At 53.2% G+C, this 18,035-nt stretch carries 12 protein-coding genes; 8 read left to right on the top strand and 4 right to left on the bottom strand.

What is annotated here, in order from left to right:
* Positions 1 to 136: 136 nt before the first annotated feature.
* The 3 genes from ACYU87_RS19710 to ACYU87_RS19720 are packed head-to-tail and all read right to left on the bottom strand — an operon-like array spanning position 137 to position 2,889.
* The gene (locus tag ACYU87_RS19710) at positions 137 to 721 is read right to left on the bottom strand and encodes a LutC/YkgG family protein (protein ID WP_461135811.1); all 585 of its coding nucleotides are present in this window, start codon (positions 719 to 721) and stop codon (positions 137 to 139) included.
* Positions 718 to 2,100: a lactate utilization protein B gene (locus ACYU87_RS19715; RefSeq protein WP_461135812.1), complete on the bottom strand. Its 1,383-nt coding sequence runs from the start codon at positions 2,098 to 2,100 to the stop codon at positions 718 to 720. Before ACYU87_RS19715 ends, ACYU87_RS19710 begins: the two co-directional genes overlap by 4 nt.
* Positions 2,101 to 2,154: 54 nt before the next feature.
* A complete protein-coding gene (locus ACYU87_RS19720; protein ID WP_461135813.1) occupies positions 2,155 to 2,889 on the bottom strand; it encodes a (Fe-S)-binding protein in 735 nt (244 codons plus the stop codon).
* A 210-nt stretch (positions 2,890 to 3,099) separates the two neighbouring features.
* Here ACYU87_RS19720 and ACYU87_RS19725 point away from each other — a divergent pair, with 210 nt between their 5' ends.
* From ACYU87_RS19725 to ACYU87_RS19740, 4 genes are all read left to right on the top strand, one after another.
* Complete coding sequence (locus ACYU87_RS19725; RefSeq protein WP_461135814.1) at positions 3,100 to 3,999, top strand: ThuA domain-containing protein; 900 nt, start codon at positions 3,100 to 3,102, stop codon at positions 3,997 to 3,999.
* 54 nt (positions 4,000 to 4,053) lie between these two features.
* Positions 4,054 to 7,254: a PVC-type heme-binding CxxCH protein gene (locus tag ACYU87_RS19730; RefSeq protein WP_461135815.1), complete on the top strand. Its 3,201-nt coding sequence runs from the start codon at positions 4,054 to 4,056 to the stop codon at positions 7,252 to 7,254.
* 78 nt (positions 7,255 to 7,332) lie between these two features.
* A complete protein-coding gene (locus tag ACYU87_RS19735) occupies positions 7,333 to 8,178 on the top strand; it encodes a sugar phosphate isomerase/epimerase family protein (protein ID WP_461135816.1) in 846 nt (281 codons plus the stop codon).
* Positions 8,179 to 8,250: 72 nt separating this feature from the next.
* Positions 8,251 to 9,054, top strand: coding sequence for an alpha/beta fold hydrolase (locus ACYU87_RS19740; protein ID WP_461135817.1), 804 nt, complete (start codon positions 8,251 to 8,253; stop codon positions 9,052 to 9,054).
* Positions 9,055 to 9,107: 53 nt separating this feature from the next.
* Here the strand turns inward: ACYU87_RS19740 and ACYU87_RS19745 are convergent, their stop codons facing one another.
* Positions 9,108 to 10,703 (bottom strand): M28 family peptidase, encoded by a 1,596-nt coding sequence (locus ACYU87_RS19745; RefSeq protein WP_461135818.1) that lies wholly within the window; start codon positions 10,701 to 10,703, stop codon positions 9,108 to 9,110.
* 294 nt (positions 10,704 to 10,997) lie between these two features.
* On the opposite strand from ACYU87_RS19745, the gene ACYU87_RS19750 reads away from it, so the two are divergent.
* The 4 genes from ACYU87_RS19750 (at position 10,998) to ACYU87_RS19765 (ending at position 18,014) form a co-directional block, all read left to right on the top strand.
* A complete protein-coding gene (locus ACYU87_RS19750) occupies positions 10,998 to 12,038 on the top strand; it encodes a LacI family DNA-binding transcriptional regulator (RefSeq protein ID WP_461135819.1) in 1,041 nt (346 codons plus the stop codon).
* Positions 12,039 to 12,146: 108 nt separating this feature from the next.
* Complete coding sequence (locus ACYU87_RS19755; protein ID WP_461135820.1) at positions 12,147 to 13,388, top strand: mandelate racemase/muconate lactonizing enzyme family protein; 1,242 nt, start codon at positions 12,147 to 12,149, stop codon at positions 13,386 to 13,388.
* 158 nt (positions 13,389 to 13,546) lie between these two features.
* Positions 13,547 to 14,902, top strand: coding sequence for an enolase C-terminal domain-like protein (locus ACYU87_RS19760; protein ID WP_461135821.1), 1,356 nt, complete (start codon positions 13,547 to 13,549; stop codon positions 14,900 to 14,902).
* A 121-nt stretch (positions 14,903 to 15,023) separates the two neighbouring features.
* Positions 15,024 to 18,014, top strand: coding sequence for a SusC/RagA family TonB-linked outer membrane protein (locus ACYU87_RS19765; RefSeq protein ID WP_461135822.1), 2,991 nt, complete (start codon positions 15,024 to 15,026; stop codon positions 18,012 to 18,014).
* The last annotated feature ends 21 nt before the right edge of the window (positions 18,015 to 18,035 follow it).

Raw genomic sequence — 18,035 nt, forward strand, 5'->3', positions numbered from 1 at the left:
TATTCCTCCGTGGGTCGTGAGAACACGACCTACGTGTCCGACAGGTAAGTCCGGCTGACGCATGAATGGGCCGTGAGAACACGACCCATGGGAAAATCATAAACCTATCTTAACAACCATAAAAATCAGCGTTCCATCAAGGCAGTATGTACACCACCAACGAGCGGGCACCGTGGGCACCGATGACCAGACTCTGCTCAATGTCAGCCGTTTTGGATGGGCCACAGATAAACGTGCCGAAGCCGGTTTCATCGACGGTCAATAGCTTGTAGGCGTCGTGCATGTTAGGCACAATGGTCGACTGCCGGATGATGATGACGAGATACTGGGTGATCATGGGTACAACCCGTTGCGGAATCTGACGCTCATCGACCCAGATGGCCGCGTTCTCGGCTACCGCCAATGGCCCTTCAATAATGGCCAGATTCAGTCCAGCCAGTTCGTGCGGGTCATGAACGTCCATTGTGACGTCGGCCAGATCTGCCAGTTCCGGACAGGTCGTTGCCACGTTTGTTAGCCCGGAATATTTCTGCTGTAAATCCGCCCGAATCGCGTTGTAGTCGGGCACGATAACCGCAGTGCCCCCCACAAACGTGAGCACATCCATGAATTGCTTTGTCAGGTCAGGAAAAGCAGACGTAAACGTAAATTGAGTTGGAATAGGCCGTAGCGAAGGCTGGTTGGTCTGGATACTGGCTAGCATCCGATCGCGGGTGGTCATGCTTTTTTCTGGTTAACGTACCAATCATGGAAACTTTCGGCGGGTGGCTCGGGCATGTCACGCTGGTTGTACCAGGGGTTGAGGCCATTCTCGACCGTGATCGGCGCAAACCGCAGTACCCCCCGCCCCACTTTGCCCGCCATCCGGAATAAACGGGGCGACTCCAGCACAGTCGCCATCGCTTTCATGGCTACCGTTTTGGTTGTCGGGCCGTAGCCTTCCTGCATCAGGACCTGCCGCCATTTGTACAGTTGCTCATGAATATCAATCTTCACCGGACATACGTTGGAACACGATCCGCAGAGCGTGGAAGCAAACGGCAGATCGGCGTTTTGTTTCATGTCCAGGTTCGGGGCCAGAATAGACCCGATTGGCCCGGCTATAGCGCTATGATAACTAAACCCACCCGACCGCCGGTAAACAGGACAGGTGTTCAGACAGGCCGCGCACCGAATGCATTTAAGCGAATTACGAAAATCAGGGCGACCCAACTGACGGCTTCGCCCATTATCCACAATAACGATGTGCATCTCCTGACCCGGTCGGCGGGGACGATGAAAGTGGCTGGAAAATGTCGTAATGGGCTGGCCGGTTGCCGAGCGGGCCAGCAGCCGCAAAAATACGCCCAGGTGTTCGGCACGGGGAATGACTTTTTCGAAACCCATAGCGGCAATGTGTACATCGGCCAGATGAGCGCCCATATCGGCGTTACCCTCGTTGGTACAAACCACAAACCCGCCCGTTTCGGCAATGGCAAAATTAACGCCGGTAAGGGCTACTTTCCGTGTCAGGAATGTTTCGCGCAGGTGTTGCCGGGCCGCTTCGGTCAGGTATTGAGGATCGGTTGCGCCTTTGTCGGTGCCCAGATGCTGGTGAAACGTTTCGCCCACATCGGCCTTAGTCAGGTGAATGGCAGGCAGAACAATGTGGGAAGGTGGTTCGCCCCGCATCTGCACGATCCGTTCCCCCAAATCGCTGTCAATGACCTCTATACCTCTGTCGACCAGGTATTTGTTCAGATGACACTCCTCCGTCAGCATCGATTTCGACTTAACCATCTGGGTGGCGCCAGCGTCTTTGATGATCTGGTGGATGATCGCATTGTGCTCCTCACCATCGGCTGCCCAGTGAACCTTGATGCCATTACGGATCGCGTTTTGCTCAAACTGAATTAACAGATCGTGCATGTTAGACAGCACATGATTCTTTATCTGCGAGGCTGCTTCGCGTAGCTGCTCCCACTCCGGTATCTGGGCAACGGCCCGGTCGCGTTTGGTGCGCACGAACCAGAGTGTTTCGTCGTGCCAATCAACTTTAGCTTCGTTTTTATTGAATTCGACAGCCGCGCCGGCATGATCGAGAATAAGCTGTTTGTTCATCGGGTTTTGCTGTTTTAAAACCAGTTGCTCCCCCCTCTTTCAAAGGGGTAATTCCTAGAGTGTAGCCGTCAGGATTTCGGCGATGTGTTTAACCTGCACGGCTGAATTCGCCCGTTTCAGGATGCCTTCCATGTGCATCAGACACGATACGTCCACGCCGGTAATGTAATTCACGCCATGACGAAGGTGATCAGCCACGCGATCTTTCCCCATCTTGACCGAAACGGCTTCTTCGGTTACGCAGAAGGTCCCACCAAATCCGCAGCACTCATCACGTCGGTCAAGTTGCACTAATTCCAGTCCATCGACCAGGTTGAGTAACTGCACCGGTTTCGAAAAAGGCGGTGCTACCAGTTCCGACATTTGCGCCAGCCCTAACCCGCGCTGGCCGTGGCAACTCTGGTGCAGGCCCACTTTGTAGGGAAACGTGGCATTTAGCGCCGAAACGTGCAGCACATCCGTCAAAAATTCAGTAAGTTCATACACCCGTGACCGGATGCCCGCGGCAACCGCTTCGTTGGCCGAATGCAGGTGGTGCTTGATATGCAGGGTGCAGCTCCCCGACGGCGAAACGATGTACTCGTAGTCAGCAAAATTACGAACGAAATTCTCATTGCAGCCTCCCGTCAAATGCTCGAAACCGGAGTTAGCCATGGGTTGGCCGCAGCAGGTCTGCTGTAGCGGATACGACACCTCACACCCTACTTTTTCCAGCAGCTTAAGGGTGGCAATGGCGACTTGCGGATAGAACTGGTCGATGTAACAGGGAATAAACAGGCCAACTTTCATGGTTGATTCAGACTAAACAATTGCCCCGAAAACAGCGAAAGAAACAGGGCGACTTTACATAACAAATGTAACGATCATAAAGCTACATCCTTCCTGTACTTTCCCACTCGACCTGTAACTTTTTCCGCTAACAGGTCAACCGACTAAGTATATTCAGCACTGGATTTTCTTACTTGAACAGCTTACTTTTCAGTAAAGAAACCACCTTACATGAAAAACCAACGCCGAACTTTCCTTCAACAGGCCGCTAGTCTGCTGGCTTTAACGGCTTCACTCCCTCTTGCTGAGACGTTGGCCAATGCGTCGCCGACGGCCAACGCCAAAAAGCCGTACGTCGTTTTCGTTACCGGCGATCATGAATACAGTGGAGAGCTGACGTTACCGTTCATTGCCGCCGAACTGGAGAAAAACTACGGTATGCGTACGAAAGTGCTGAAGGCTTATCCCGATTACAATGGCGAAAAAGATATTCCCGGTCTGGAAGCGCTGAAAGAGGCTGACCTGGCCGTTTTTTACCTCCGATGGAGGCAACTTCCTCAAGATCAATTGAATTACATCGACAATTACCTTAAATCGGGTAAGCCCGTTATGGGATTTCGAACGACGACCCACGCTTTCAACTACCCCGACGGCGACGAGCGGAAACACTGGAATTCATTTGGCGAGTTTGCCTTTGGGGCACCGCCGGGCTGGGGTGGCAAGGCGCAGCATACGCACTACGGCCACAACAGCACAACCGACGTTACGATCATTCCCGAAGCGGCCAAAAACCCGATTCTGACGGGTGTTGCCCCCAGCTTCCATGCCTCATCCTGGCTGTATCGGGTGCTGCCCGACTATCCGGCCAAAGGCGCGGTTCCGCTGTTAATGGGCAAGTCGGTCAACCCCGACAAAGCGGCCATTGATAACCCTGTGGCCTGGACCTGGAAAAACCAATGGGGCGGTAAGGCATTTCTGACCACGCTGGGTCACCCCGAAGATTTCCAGGTCGAGTCGTTTCAGCGCCTGATCATTAATGCCATTCATTGGGAGCTGGGCCTGCCGATCCCCAAAACATGGAAAGGAAAGTTAGCCATTAACGTACCCTACGGCCATCCGAACAAGTCCTGATAAATCTCCGCAAGCCACTCACGTATAAGCAGTTGACTATCTTTTAAAATCATCATGTCGCTACCCAGAAAACATACACTCAATGGACTGCTACTCGTATCGGCGCTGTTGCTCGTTGCCGTCAGTGCATTTCAATCGAACCGGGGGCTCATTAACACCATCGAACCGATAGCGGTCAGGGAGGGATCGCACATCATGCTCCTGGGTGGCAATCTGGGGTCGCGGATGATGAATTATGGTCATTTCGAGACAGAAATGCAGGTTCGCTACCCTAACGACAGGCTGTACATTCGGAATATGTGCGATGGGGGCGACACCCCTGGCTTCAGACCCCATGCCAGCCGAAACACGCCCTGGGCGTTTCCGGGAGCCGAAAAATTTCAAACAGAATACGCTAACAAATCCGAGAGTGAAGGTCATTTTGATTACCCCGATCAATGGCTCACCCGGCTCAAAGCCGACGTGATCGTTGCTTTTTTTGGGTATAGTGAGTCGTTCCAGGGCAAAGCAGGCGTTGCCAATTACAAGGCCGAACTGGATGCATTCATCAAGTGGACGCTGAAGCAGAAATACAACGGAACGACCGCCCCAAAGCTGGCTATTGTGTCGCCGATTGCCTTCGAGGACTTATCGACGCTGTACGATCTGCCGAATGGCAAAAAGGAAAACGAAAACCTTTCGCTCTACACGAAGGCGATGAAAGAGGTGGTCGATAAGAACAACCGGAACGCCGGATCGGTATTATTCGTCGATGCCTTCACGCCATCGCAGCAATGGTATAATGCCAGCAAGGAACCTCTGACCATCGACGGTTCTCAACTGAACGAGGCTGGCTACGAGAAATTAGGCGTTTTACTGGCCGATCAGATTTTTGGCAAGGCGACTCCAAAGGCCGAAGCCAACCGAACGCTGGTGCACGAGGCTGTGCTGGAGAAGAACTGGATGTGGCACAATGATTATAAAATTCCGAACGGCGTTCATGCCTACGGACGTCGGTACAATCCCTTCGGGCCAGACAATTACCCGGCCGAAATTGAGAAGATTCGGGAGCTGACCGACATTCGGGACACAGCGGTTTGGCTGGCGGCCGCGAAAGGCGAAAAAATGGACATTGCCGCTGCGGACAAGAAAACGAAGCAGCTCCCTGTCGTAAAAACCAATTTCAATCCGGAGAAAAATGGTAGCCTGACCTACCTCTACGGACAGGACGCGTTGAGCAAGCTGAAAGTACCGCAGGGTTATAAAATCGAGCTTTTTGCGTCCGAAGAAGCGTTTCCGGACCTGGCAAAGCCCATGCAGATGTCGTTCGATAACAAGGGGCGACTATGGGTGGCCGTCATGCCAAGTTACCCGCATTACAAGCCGGGGGATGCCAAACCCGATGACAAGATTCTGATATTTGAAGACACCAACAACGACGGAAAAGCCGACAAGCAAACCGTTTTCGCCCGTGGCCTGCATCTACCCCTTGGCTTCGAAATAGCGAAAGAAGGTGTATATGTGTCTCAGGGTACTAACCTGAAATTGCTCGTTGACACCAATGGCGATGGCAAGGCCGACAAACAGGAAATTCTGCTGAGCGGGTTCGATGACCACGATACGCACCACAATAGCCATGCGTTTACGGTCGATCCGTCGGGGGCTATTTATTCGGGCGAAGGCGTTTTCCTGCACACCAACGTCGAGACGTCTTACGGCACCATTCGGGCCACCAATGGCGGCTTTTATCGATACAGCCCGCAGCTTCGTAAGCTGGAACGGACGGCTCAGTTGTCCATCCCGAATCCCTGGGGCATCGCGTTCGACGACTGGGGACAGCCGTTTTTCGCCGAAACATCCAGCCCCGACATGCGCTGGATGATGCCCGGATCGGTATTGCCGCGCTACGGCGAAGCTACCCACAAATCGGCGCAGCTAATTGAAGACGCCCATCGGGTTCGGCCAACTTCCGGGCTGGAGTTTGTGTCCAGCCGCCATTTTCCGGACGACATTCAGGGCGATTTTCTGATCAACAACACCATTGGTTTTCTAGGCACGAAAGAACATACCCTGAAAGACGATGGCACGGGGTACAGCAGTAAGCATCGGGCCGATCTGGTGGTAAGTGAAGACCGCAACTTCCGCCCGGTCGATATGGAGTTTGCCCCCGATGGTTCGCTGTATCTGATCGATTGGCACAACATTCTGATCGGGCACATGCAGCACAACGCCCGCGACCCGCTACGCGACCATTCGCACGGTCGGATTTATCGGATTACCTACCCATCCAGACCCCTGGTAACACCCGCCAAGATAGACGGTGCCAGCATCGAGGAGCTTTTGGATAACCTCAAGCTACCCGAATACCGCACCCGTTACCGCACCCGGAACGAACTTCGCGGACGGGATGTCGCGCAGGTACTGGCCAAGCTGAACACCTGGGTTGCCAAACTCAACAAAAACGACCCCCGCTACGAACATCACCTTTTAGAAGGTCTGTGGGTGAGCTGGGGCATGGACAAAGTCGATCAGAAACTGCTGCGCCAGGTGCTCAAGGCGAACGATTTCCACGCCCGGGCCGCTGCCGTTCAGGTGGTGCGGTACACGGGTCATCAGGTGGCCGACCAGGCCGATCTGCTCATGCAGGCCGTTCGGGACGACAACAGCCGGGTTCGGTTAGCCGCCATTGTTGCCGCTTCCTGGATCGGCAAGGAAAAGGGCCTGCCTATTTTGGCCGAAGCTGCTAAAAAGCCACTGGATGAGTGGATGATTCACGCCCACGAAGCGGCTGTTGCCCACCTCAACGGTGTTAATGTGAAGAAAGTCGAAGAAAAGGTCGTAAAATCGACGCTGAAGGGTGAAGAACTAGCCCTGTACAATATGGGCAAACAGATTTACGCAAAAGAAGGCTATTGCACGACCTGTCATCAACCCGATGGGAAGGGGCTTACGGCCTCTGGTTTCCCACCGCTTACGGGCACTAACTGGGTATCGGGCAATGAAGAACGGTTGATAAAAATAGCGCTCAAAGGACTCATGGGGCCGATTGACGTAGTCGGTAAAACGTATCCTGGTCAGGTGCCGATGACGCCATTCGGTGGGTTATTGAAAGACAATGAAATTGCCGCTGTACTAACCTACGTTAGAAACTCATTTGGCAACCAGGCCCCTGCCATTTTACCCGATCAGGTCAGGAAAGTACGGGCCGCTACGGAACGCAAAAAGGATTTTTACTCGCCACAGCAATTGCTTAAAGAACACCCAATGGAGAAGTAACCATCTGTTTTCGGCCCGCATTCGAATTTATGCAATGGATGCGAACCACTCGTTCACTCATTCGCTCTTTCACTACCAATGGCATCTACTCTCCCTTTTCGCTTCGGTGCCGAAGCGTACACCTGGTTCATGAACAACAACGGTCAGACCCACGCGAACCGGCAGGGGCACATGATCGACATTACGGCGCAGGCCGGTTTTGCGGGCATCGAACCCATTTTCAACTGGATGGGCGATCTGCCCGACGCCGACAGTCTGGGGGCCAAACTAACCGAACAGGGCGTTGAGCTGGCCGCGATTGCGCTAGCGCTGGACTGGAACGGAACCGACGAAACCGAGCAGGAAAAATACGAAGCCGATCGGGCCATTGCCCTGCTGAAACATTTTCCGGGGGCGTTACTCTGCACTGTGCAGAAACCAACCGGACGACATGACCTGGAGACCCGACGTCGGAACCTGGTTAATATCGTCAATCGGGTATCGCGCCGGGCGGTCGATCAGGGCGTTCCCTGCACGTTTCACCCCAACTCGCCCCACTCCTCTATCACCCGCACCGAAGACGATTATCGGGTCATTCTGGAATCACTCGATGCCTCGGTAACGGGCTGGACACCCGATGTCGGGCACCTCATCAACGGCGGCATGGACCCCCTGTCCAAGATGAAAGAATACGCATCGCTCATCAACCTTGTTCATTACAAAGACTGGAATGGCGAGCCCGAGTTTGCCTTGCTCGGTAAGGGCAAAGTCGATTTTGTCAGTATCACCCAATGGTTGGTCGATCAGCAATACAGCGGCTGGATCATCTGCGAAGATGAAGGCCCCGAAGCCATGGACGACCCGGACGGCGTAACCCTCCACGACGGGCGCTGGGTGTACGAGACGTTGCTTCCAACGGTAATTAAAGAGCGAAAGAATGAATGAAAGAGCGAATGTCATTCGGCAGACCCTTCACTCTTTCGCTTTTTCACTCATTCACTCTTTCGCTCTTTTTTCATGCCAACTATCCAAACCAACGGTATCAACCTATACTATGAGGAGCGGGGCTCGGGAGAGCCGCTTCTGCTCATCATGGGTATTACGGCTCCCGGCTCTGTCTGGGAAAAACATGCCGACGACTGGCAGCAGCAGTTCCGGTGTATTATGGGCGACAACCGGGGCGTCGGGAAGTCCGATAAACCGCCCGGACCCTATACGACCGCGCAAATGGCCGATGATTATGCCGGACTGATCGACGCGCTCGGTCTGGACTCTGTACGGGTTGTGGGCGTTTCGATGGGGAGTACCATTGCCCAACAGCTGGCGCTGCGGCACCCCGGCAAAGTACGTTCGCTGGTGCTCATGTGTCCGTGGGCGCGCTGCGACCGAACTGCCGAAGCTATCTTCCGGCACATGGCCACCATCAAAGCCCGACTCCGGCCCGACGAGTTTGCCCAGTATATTCAGTTGCTGATTTACGCCAAACGAAGCTGGGACGATGACGCGATGTTCGCCGATTTTCTAGCGGGCCGGCAACAGGCCGCTGTTGATTCGTCGCCCCAACCCCTGCATGGTCTAGAAGGGCAGGCCGACGCCTGCATCACGCACAATACACTGGCCGAACTAGGGTCAATCAACAAGCCTTGTCTGGTGATCGGTGGCCGAAACGATATATTCACCCCCGTCTGGATGAGTGAGGAGGTGGCCGGAGCCATTCCCAGCAGTGAGCTGCACCTCTACAATGACGCCGGACATGCGTTTCACTGGGAATGCATCGACGACTTCAATCCGCGCGTTCGGACCTGGTTAGCTGCCCATTAACAGCAATGACCCGGCCAGATACTATCTGGCCGGGTCATTGCTGTTTTTTTTTGTTACTGCTTGTTGCTGTCGACAACCAGGCGTTCATCGCGGTTGGCTATTTCCCAGGCGGTGTAGAACACAAGCCGGGCGCTTCGTTCGGCCAGTTTGAAATCAATCTTCTCGACATCATCCGTTGGCTTGTGGTAATCGCCGTGCAGCCCGTTGAAGTAAAAAATGATGGGAATCTGGTGCTTCGCGAAATTATAATGGTCGGAGCGGTAGTAAATCCGTTCGGGATCTTTAGGATCGTTGTACTTGTAATCCAGCTCCATTTTCGTGTTTTTCTCGTTCGCAGCTTCGCTGATTTTGTGCAGATCGGAGGAAAGCTTGTCGGAGCCGATCACGTAAATATAGTTGTCGGATTTTCCTTTGTGCAGGTCATCTACCCGACCCACCATATCGATGTTCAGGTCGGCCACCGTTTTGTCGAGCGGAATAACCGGGTTCATATCCGCATAATATTGTGACCCCAGCAATCCTTTTTCTTCGCCCGATACCGTCAGGAACAGGATGGACCGGCGAGGGCCTTTTCCATCAGCTTTGGCTTTAGCAAAAGCTTGTGAAATCTCGATCACTGATACTGTGCCGGAGCCATCGTCGTTGGCCCCATTGTTAACCTGGCCATCGGCACTAACGCCAATATGGTCGTAGTGCGCCGAAACAACCAGCACTTCGTCTTTCTTGTCGGTACCTTCAATAAAGCCCAGCACGTTCGATGACTGAGCCTTCTCCTCAATCCGATCCGCTTTGACACTGACACGGCCTGCGAGCGTTGATGAAACAGGAGCAGCCGATTGAGTAACCTGGGCTGTCGTCTGCGCAAGGGTGGAGGCTGATATGTTGAGCAAGGTAGCGGCCATATCTGCCGAAACCAGAAACACCCCCATCGACCCTACATTTTCCGTACTTGGCTTGATCGTCAGCCGGTTGAACCGTCCCTGCAACGCGCTCCGCTGGGACACTACCTGCTTGAACGCTTCCGGCGAATCGGCCGAAATGATGAATACCTGGGCCGCTCCTTTCTCCTTTGCCAGCAGACTCTTGGCACGCCAGCCATTGGGACCACCCCACTTGGAGGCTTCGATGGTTCCGCTTATAACCAGTTTATCGCCCGCGGCTTTCGGTTCACCGTCCAGCATGACTACGGCCTTCCCTTTTACATCCCGCCCGGCATAGTCGTCATAGTTCGTTTCACCGATCCCATAACCGACAAATACCGATTCTACGGTTGTTTCGGTAGGCTGATAGAGCAGGCCGTTGACCACAAAGTCTTTCAGGTATTCGAACCGCTTGCCATCGGCGCTGACGTAAAAGTCGCCCCAGTTTTTCTTATACAGCGTGAAGGGCTGCTGATACACCAGTTTCCCATCATCTGTTTTCACGATAGGCTTTAACTTTTCGGCCGCAAACTGTTTGGCGATGTATTCGGCCGCTTTGCGCTGCCCGGCCTGGCCCGTTTCGCGACCTTCCATATCGTCGGCCGCCAGAATACGAAGGTGTTTTTCGAGATCGGCAGCGGTGATGGTAGCCGCGTATTTACTCTGGCCGACACTTAGAAAGGGCAGGCCAAATAATGTGGCCCCCAGCACAACCTGTTTATATGTCATTAAATGAAGTGAAGATCACCGGATAATTTTAAGACTAAGATACAACGCAAAAATCGAACAGCCATTGAGCTGGTCCAGGCACGCCTTAAAAATCATGATCATTTGTGAATAAACGATGATGATCTCAGGCTTCAGTCGCACGCTATTTGGCCTTGAACTACCTAATAAGCTAAAAAATAGTCTAAATAATTACATTTTTTAGTTTGTTTAAACGGTTAAGCTTATATTTGGTCACTTATCACCCCAATAAGGCTCTATCCACAACATCTGTGTGCATTTACACACATTGATCACATGAACAAGGGAAAAGTATCGATCAAAGATATAGCCCAGAAAGCTGGTGTTTCTACAGCTTTAGTGTCTTATGTATTGAACGGAAAAGAAAAAGAGAGTCGGGTTGGGCAAGAAATTGCTTTAAAAATCAGGCAGATAGCCGCCGAACTAAACTACCAGCCCAACCATCTGGCGAAGAGTTTGCGGAGCGGTAAAACACATACCATAGGTTTGATCATCGCCGATATATCAAACCCGTTCTTTGCGAATATTGCCCGGGTCGTTGAGGATGAAGCAAAACGGCATGGATACACGGTCATTATTGGTAGTTCCGATGAGAATGCGAGTAAGTCACAGGATTTACTGGATGTCCTGATTAACCGGCAGGTAGATGGTTTTATCATTGTTTCGGCCGAAAACGCCGATCAGCAGGTTCACTTTCTGAAGGAGAAGCACATTCCGTTTGTGCTGCTGGACAGGTACTTCCCGGAAATAACGACGGACTTTGTTTCGACAGATCATTATCAGGCATCGTACGACGCTGGTACGCACCTGGTTGGCAACCGGTACAAACACATTGGCATGATTGCGTATGATTCGCAGCTTTTTCATATGAAGGAGCGGATTAGAGGGTACCAGGATGCACTCCGCGATAACCATATAACGAGTCATCCATCCTGGCTGAAAAAGGTCAAGATCAATGCCATTGATAATGGTGTAGAACAGGCCCTGGACGAAATGCTCGCGGCTGACCAACCCATTGACGCGCTGCTGTTTGCCACGTATAGCCTGGCGGTCAGTGGCTTGAAATACATCAACAAGCTGGGCCTGAACGTCCCGAATCAGCTAGCCATCGTCAGTTTCGGACAGGCCGAGGTTTTTGAATTGTACCATTGCCCCATTACTTACCTGAAACAGCCTATTGTGCGGTTAGGCCAGACAGCCGTTGAACTCCTGACGAAAAAAATAAAAACCAAATCCGATGAACCCGCCCAGATACTCATGAAAGCCGAACTGGTCGAGCGCGCATCGTCAAAAATAAAGAAGTCCGTAAGAGCTTAGTTTTAATTTATTGCTTAAACGATTAAGCTTTTTTAATTTTTACCTATTCCTTACCCTTAACTCATTGAACTTACCCTCTCGTTAGTCTATTCCTAGCCCTTATCTTTTATGGAAAGAAGACATTTTCTCAAGTCTGCACTAGTGGGTTCCATGGCGGTCTGCGCTGGGCTGCCGACGAGTCTGGCGCAGGCAATCCCTAAACTTAAAATCACTAAAATCAGGTATTACAGCGCACCCGGTTACAACAAACCCCTCTTCAACCAGGCGCGCGGGATTGTTGAAATTCAGACGGATGCGGGCCTGGTCGGCATTGGCGAGGGCGGTTCGAAAGACATGCTCGAACAGTGCGCCCAGATGATGATCGGTGAAAACCCGTTTCGCATCGAGCACATCTGGCAAAACGTATACCGGGGCATGTTCTATCCGCCCGGTCGCGAGAAGCTCCATGCCCTGGGGGCGCTGGAAATGGCTCTCTGGGATCTGAAAGGAAAAGCGCTGGGGGTTCCCGTTTACGAGTTGATGGGGGGAGCCACCCGGGAGTACGTTGAGTGTTATGCCACCGGATTTCGGGCGTCAAAAGCCAAAAACGAAGAAGATCGCGCCCGCGACTGCATCGAAGCCGGTTTACGGGCGTATCGCATCGGGCCAACCGGCGGCAACGGCGAAGAGCCTTTCGACTTTTACGACAACGCCAAAAAGACCATCGAGTTCTGCAAGCGCATCGACGCGGCCGTGGGTGGTGGCGGCAAATGGGCCATCGATTTACATACCCGGTTCGATACCACCGAAGGCATCAAAATCTGTAAGGCTATTGAAAACCTGGAGCCTTATTTTGTCGAAGACATTGTTCGGTCCGAAAATCCGGCGGTGTACAAAACCGTTCGCCAGATGACCACCGTACCCATTGCCGTCGGGGAGCAATTCGGTGATCGGTGGGACATCAATGAATTCATTGAACAACGCCTGATCGACTACACGCGGGTTACGTTACCCAATACGGGCGGCCTTGGCGAATTCAAAAAGATCGCGTCTTTGTGCGAGACGCATTATGCTGGCATGATTCCTCATTTTACCGGACCGCTGTCGACGGCGGCTCTGGTTCACGTGCTCGGTTCCAGTAGTCCAACACGCTGCCTGATGGAACTGGGCGGTGGCGAGCCCGAACGACCGGCTTACTTTAACGAAGATTATATAAACTTCAAAAACGGTAAGTTGTACCTGAATCCGGAACCGGGTTTAGGCGTCAAGTTCGATCCGAAGAAAGCTACTTTCGTGATGGAAGTTACGGCCAAAACCCCATTCCCCCACCCGATTTTGAAAAGTCCGGATGGTGCCATCCACAACTGGTAACAGTATCCAGTCGCCCCAAGAATTCTAGCCTGATTACTCAACCACCAGCAGGTGTTTGGGCTGGGCAAACTGGTCTCAGACCACCCCTAAAACATAACTATACCTACTATATATATCACTCTTCCTAACAATCAACACAACCAAATGACGCTCCTCACATGAATGAACCCAATCAGAACCGCCGTGATACGCTCAAAATGCTTGGCTTCGGCTCATCGGCTGGTATTCTCAGTCTGTTTGGCGGCCTGTCAACTGCCGAAGCCCGCGAACGGCAGAACAAGCCTGCCTACGCCAACGGGTTAGCCCCCATCAAGATAAAGAGTGTCAAGGCCATTGCTACCGCACCCCAGGGCTCTAACCTGATTGTGGTAAAGGTCGAAACCACCGAACCGGGCCTTTACGGACTGGGCTGCGCCACCTTTACCCAGCGTGCAGCCGCCGTTGTCGTCGCCATCAACACCTACCTCAATGAGTTCTGCGTGGGCAAAGACGTCGACAACATCGAGGACATGTGGCAGGCCGCTTATGTAAGCTCCTATTGGCGCAACGGCCCCGTGCTGAATAACGCTCTGTCCGGACTCGATCAGGCCCTGTGGGATATTAAAGGCAAACGCGCCAACATGCCCGTTTACCAACTGCTCGGCGGCAAAGTCCGCTTCGCTATTCCCTGCTACACGCATGCCGGTGGCAATACGCCCGAAGCCTGCGCCGATAGTGTCAAGAAGTTTATGGAGCAGGGGTTCAAATACATCCGTATTCAGCAGGGCGGCTATGGTGGCGTAGGCAGCACCGTCGATAAACCCGATTTCAAAGCGGCCAACTTCGGCTACGAAGGTGACGCCTACATGAACGTACTGGGTTACCTGAAATCGGTACCCAAAATGTTCGACGTGGTACGCAAACAGTGTGGCGAAGAGATCGAGTTGCTACACGACGTTCACGAGCGGGTACAGCCCATCGAGGCCATCAACATGATCAAACAGGTGGAAGAATACCGGCCTTTCTTTATCGAAGACCCCTTTTCGCCCGAAAACATGAAGTGGTTTGCCCAGCTACGACAAACCACCACCGTGCCGATCGCAATGGGTGAGCTGTTCAATAACATAAACGAGTTCAAGGAGCCAATGGTCAACCAGTGGTTCGACTATATCCGCATTCACGTGTCGCAGATCGGGGGCATTACGCCAGCCATGAAAGTAGCGCGGCTGGGTGAGTGGTTCAACATCCGCACAGCCTGGCACGGTCCCGGTGATGTTTCGCCGGTAGGTCATGCGGCTCACGCGCATATTGACCTGGCCGTCTGGAATTTTGGCATCCAGGAAGCGGTGCAATTTTCGGAGAAAACGCAGGCCGTTTTCAGCGGTTGCCCGACCATGAATAAAGGGTACATGTCGGTCAATGAAGTGCCGGGCCTGGGTGTCGACATCAACGAGAAAGAAGCCGCTAAATACCCTATCACGACCAAATCGAACTGGCAGGTGCGTAAGATGGATGGCACCATTATCAGGCCGTAAGTCTGGGGTTGACAGCTTCCACGGTCCGTGTCTTCGCGGAACGCTCACGCATCACCAAAACACAATCAACTAAAAACCAACCCTTTACCCTTAATTAATTCCTATATAATCAATGTTCACCATGAAAAAAGATGTAACATTTTTCTTTCTGGTACTGCTTCTGTGTCAGGGTTATGCCTTTGCGCAGAATGCCAGAGTGACCGGTACGGTGACCGGCCCTGACAACCAGGGGTTGCCGGGTGTTAACGTTCAGGTTAGCGGCACCACGCTGGGTACGGCGACCGATGCGTCGGGTAATTTCACGCTGAATGCGCCGGGTACCGGCTCACTGGTCTTTTCGAATATCGGGTATGTTAGTCAGACGGTAGCCATTAACGGACGCTCAGTTATTACAGTGCAGTTGGCGGAAGACCAGAAAACGCTGAACGAGGTTGTGGTGGTCGGGTACGGAACCCAGCGCAAGACCGATGTAACGGGAGCCCTGACGGCTATTTCGACAAAGGAGTTTTCGCAGCAGCCCATCACTCGTCTGGACCAGGTATTGCAGGGGCGGGCCGCCGGGGTTCAGGTGACCCAGGCCAGCGGTGCACCCGGTGGCGATGCCCGGATTCGGGTGCGGGGAGCCAATTCAGTATTGGGTGATAACAACCCGCTGTATGTCATCGACGGATACATCGGGGCTGACTTCAATTTCCTGAATCCCAACGATATTGAAACATTACAGGTCTTGAAAGATGCCGCGTCGACGTCCATTTACGGGAGCCGGGGTGCCAATGGCGTCGTTATCATCACGACGAAACGAGGAGCAAAAGGCATCAAAGTTACCTACGAAGGGCAGGGTAGCGTATCGAATGTCATCAAGAAATACGACGTATTGCCTGCCGGTGAATTTGCCGACATCGTTAACGCACGGGCGCTGGCTACGGGCTCCAACCAGCCATTTACGGCCGATCAGGTGTCGGCGTTCAAACAGAACGGCGGCACCGACTGGCAAGGCCTTGTTTACCGGACCGGCCACGGGCAGCAGCACCAGGTTACGGTTTCCGGGGGTGGCGATAAAACGACTTTTCTGGTGTCGGGCAACTACGTCAATCAATCGGGCATTGTCCAGAACAGTGACTTCAACCGCTACATTTTCCGCTCCAACCTGAACACGCAGATCAATAACAGGCTGGCCTTCCGGCTGAATCTGTCGGGGACGAAAACGAAAAACCATAATACCAACGGGGGCGGGGCACTCATTCAGGCGCTGGCCTGGGCACCTACCACCCCGGCTTACGGAGCCGATGGGCAACCCACCTTCATCGACCCGATTGGTTCTGTGTACCGGAATCCGCTGGATTACCTCTACGATCAATCCATCGTGTCGGAGCGCACGACCTTCAACGTGAACGGAGGTCTGAACTACCAGCTTCCCATCAAAGGGCTTACGCTGGATCTACAGTACGCCATCAATTACCTGAACGCGCAGGATAAGAACTTTACGGGGCAGCGACTATCGAACTACAACCCCAGCGCGTCGCGGTATTCGTCGGAACAACTCACGCTGCAAAACACCAACAACCTGAGTTACAACCTCACTGTCGGCGACCACTCGATCAATGCGGTAGCCGTGCTGGAAACCCAGCAGTATACCAATACGACCTTCAACGCGGTGGCTACGGGCCTGCGTTTTCCACAGCTGGGGTATGATAATATCGGCGGTAACTCGGCGTCTTCGGTCGGCTCCGGTTTTCAGAAATGGACACTGCTTTCTCTGCTGGGCCGGGTCAACTACGCCTACAAAGATAAATACCTGGTCACCGCTGCCGTTCGGCGGGATGGCTCGTCGAAATTCAGCCAGGCCAATCGATACAGCGTATTTCCGTCGCTGGCTCTCGGGTGGCGGTTATCGGAAGAGAAGTTTATCAAGGACATGAACATCTTCAGCAACCTGAAACTGCGCGGAAGCTGGGGTATGACCGGTAGCCAGGCCATTAATCCATACGCTACCCTATCGCCCTACAACACCACGTTCGTCGCCTTTAACAACACGGCGGCCGTAGCCGGTGTCATCCAGGGCAACCAGGGCAACACAAACCTGAAGTGGGAAACGACCCGCCAAACGGATGTTGGGCTGGAGATGGAGTTCTTCAGAGGCCGTCTGCGTTTCGAAGCGGATTACTTTCACAAAAACACGTCCGATCTGTTGCTGAATGTGGCGCTGCCGAACTATGCGGGCGGTGGCACGCAGACCCGCAACGTAGGGGCCGTTGAAAATAAAGGATTCGAGTTTTCGCTGGGCGGCACACCCATCGACAAAGGCGGCTTCCGCTGGGAAACCAATTTGAATCTGTCAACCCTCACAAACAGAGTTCTTAGTCTGGGCGGACTGGCCCGGCTCGGTACGGGTACGGGCGTTGGCGCAGGTATGTCGACCACCAATGAATTCATGCTGATGCCCGGCGAGCCGCTGGGTTCGTACTGGGGCCTGAAATACCTCGGCACCTTTAAACCAAACGAAGCCGATCTGGCCGCCAAATTTGGCCGGGTTCCGGGCGACCCCCACTACCAGGATTTAAACGGCGACAACTCCATTACGACGGATGACTTCCAGATCATTGGCCGGGCCTTCCCCAAACTGACCGGTGGCTGGAACAACACCTTTACGTATAAAGGCTTGACCCTGAATGTATTCTTCAATGGGGTGTTCGGCGTCGACAAGCTCAACTACACCCGGGCTGCGGCCCTGTCGGGTGCCGGTGACGCGCGTCAGTTCATCCTGTCCGAGATTAGGGATTACTATCGCTCGGGCAACGAAACCTCCGATGTGCCCGCCTTCACCAAAACCTACCAGCCATTTACCCAGTCGAGCCGCTTTCTGGAAAATGGGAGTTTCGTGCGGTTGAAAAACGTGAGTTTGTCGTACAATTTACCAGCGTCGGTGCTGCGCAGCAAAGGGAATATCCGGGTGTTTGCCAGCGCGACCAACCTGCTGACGATCACAAAATACAAAGGTCCTGATCCGGAATCGAGCAGTGTCGGCTCCACAACGGATACCGCAATGGGTATCGACTACGGCTCCTACCCGAACTCAAAAACATACACCCTCGGCTTAACTCTTGGCTTCTAAGCGCCTTAACCCATTTGACAT

The sequence above is a fragment of the Spirosoma lituiforme genome, assembly GCF_054776635.1.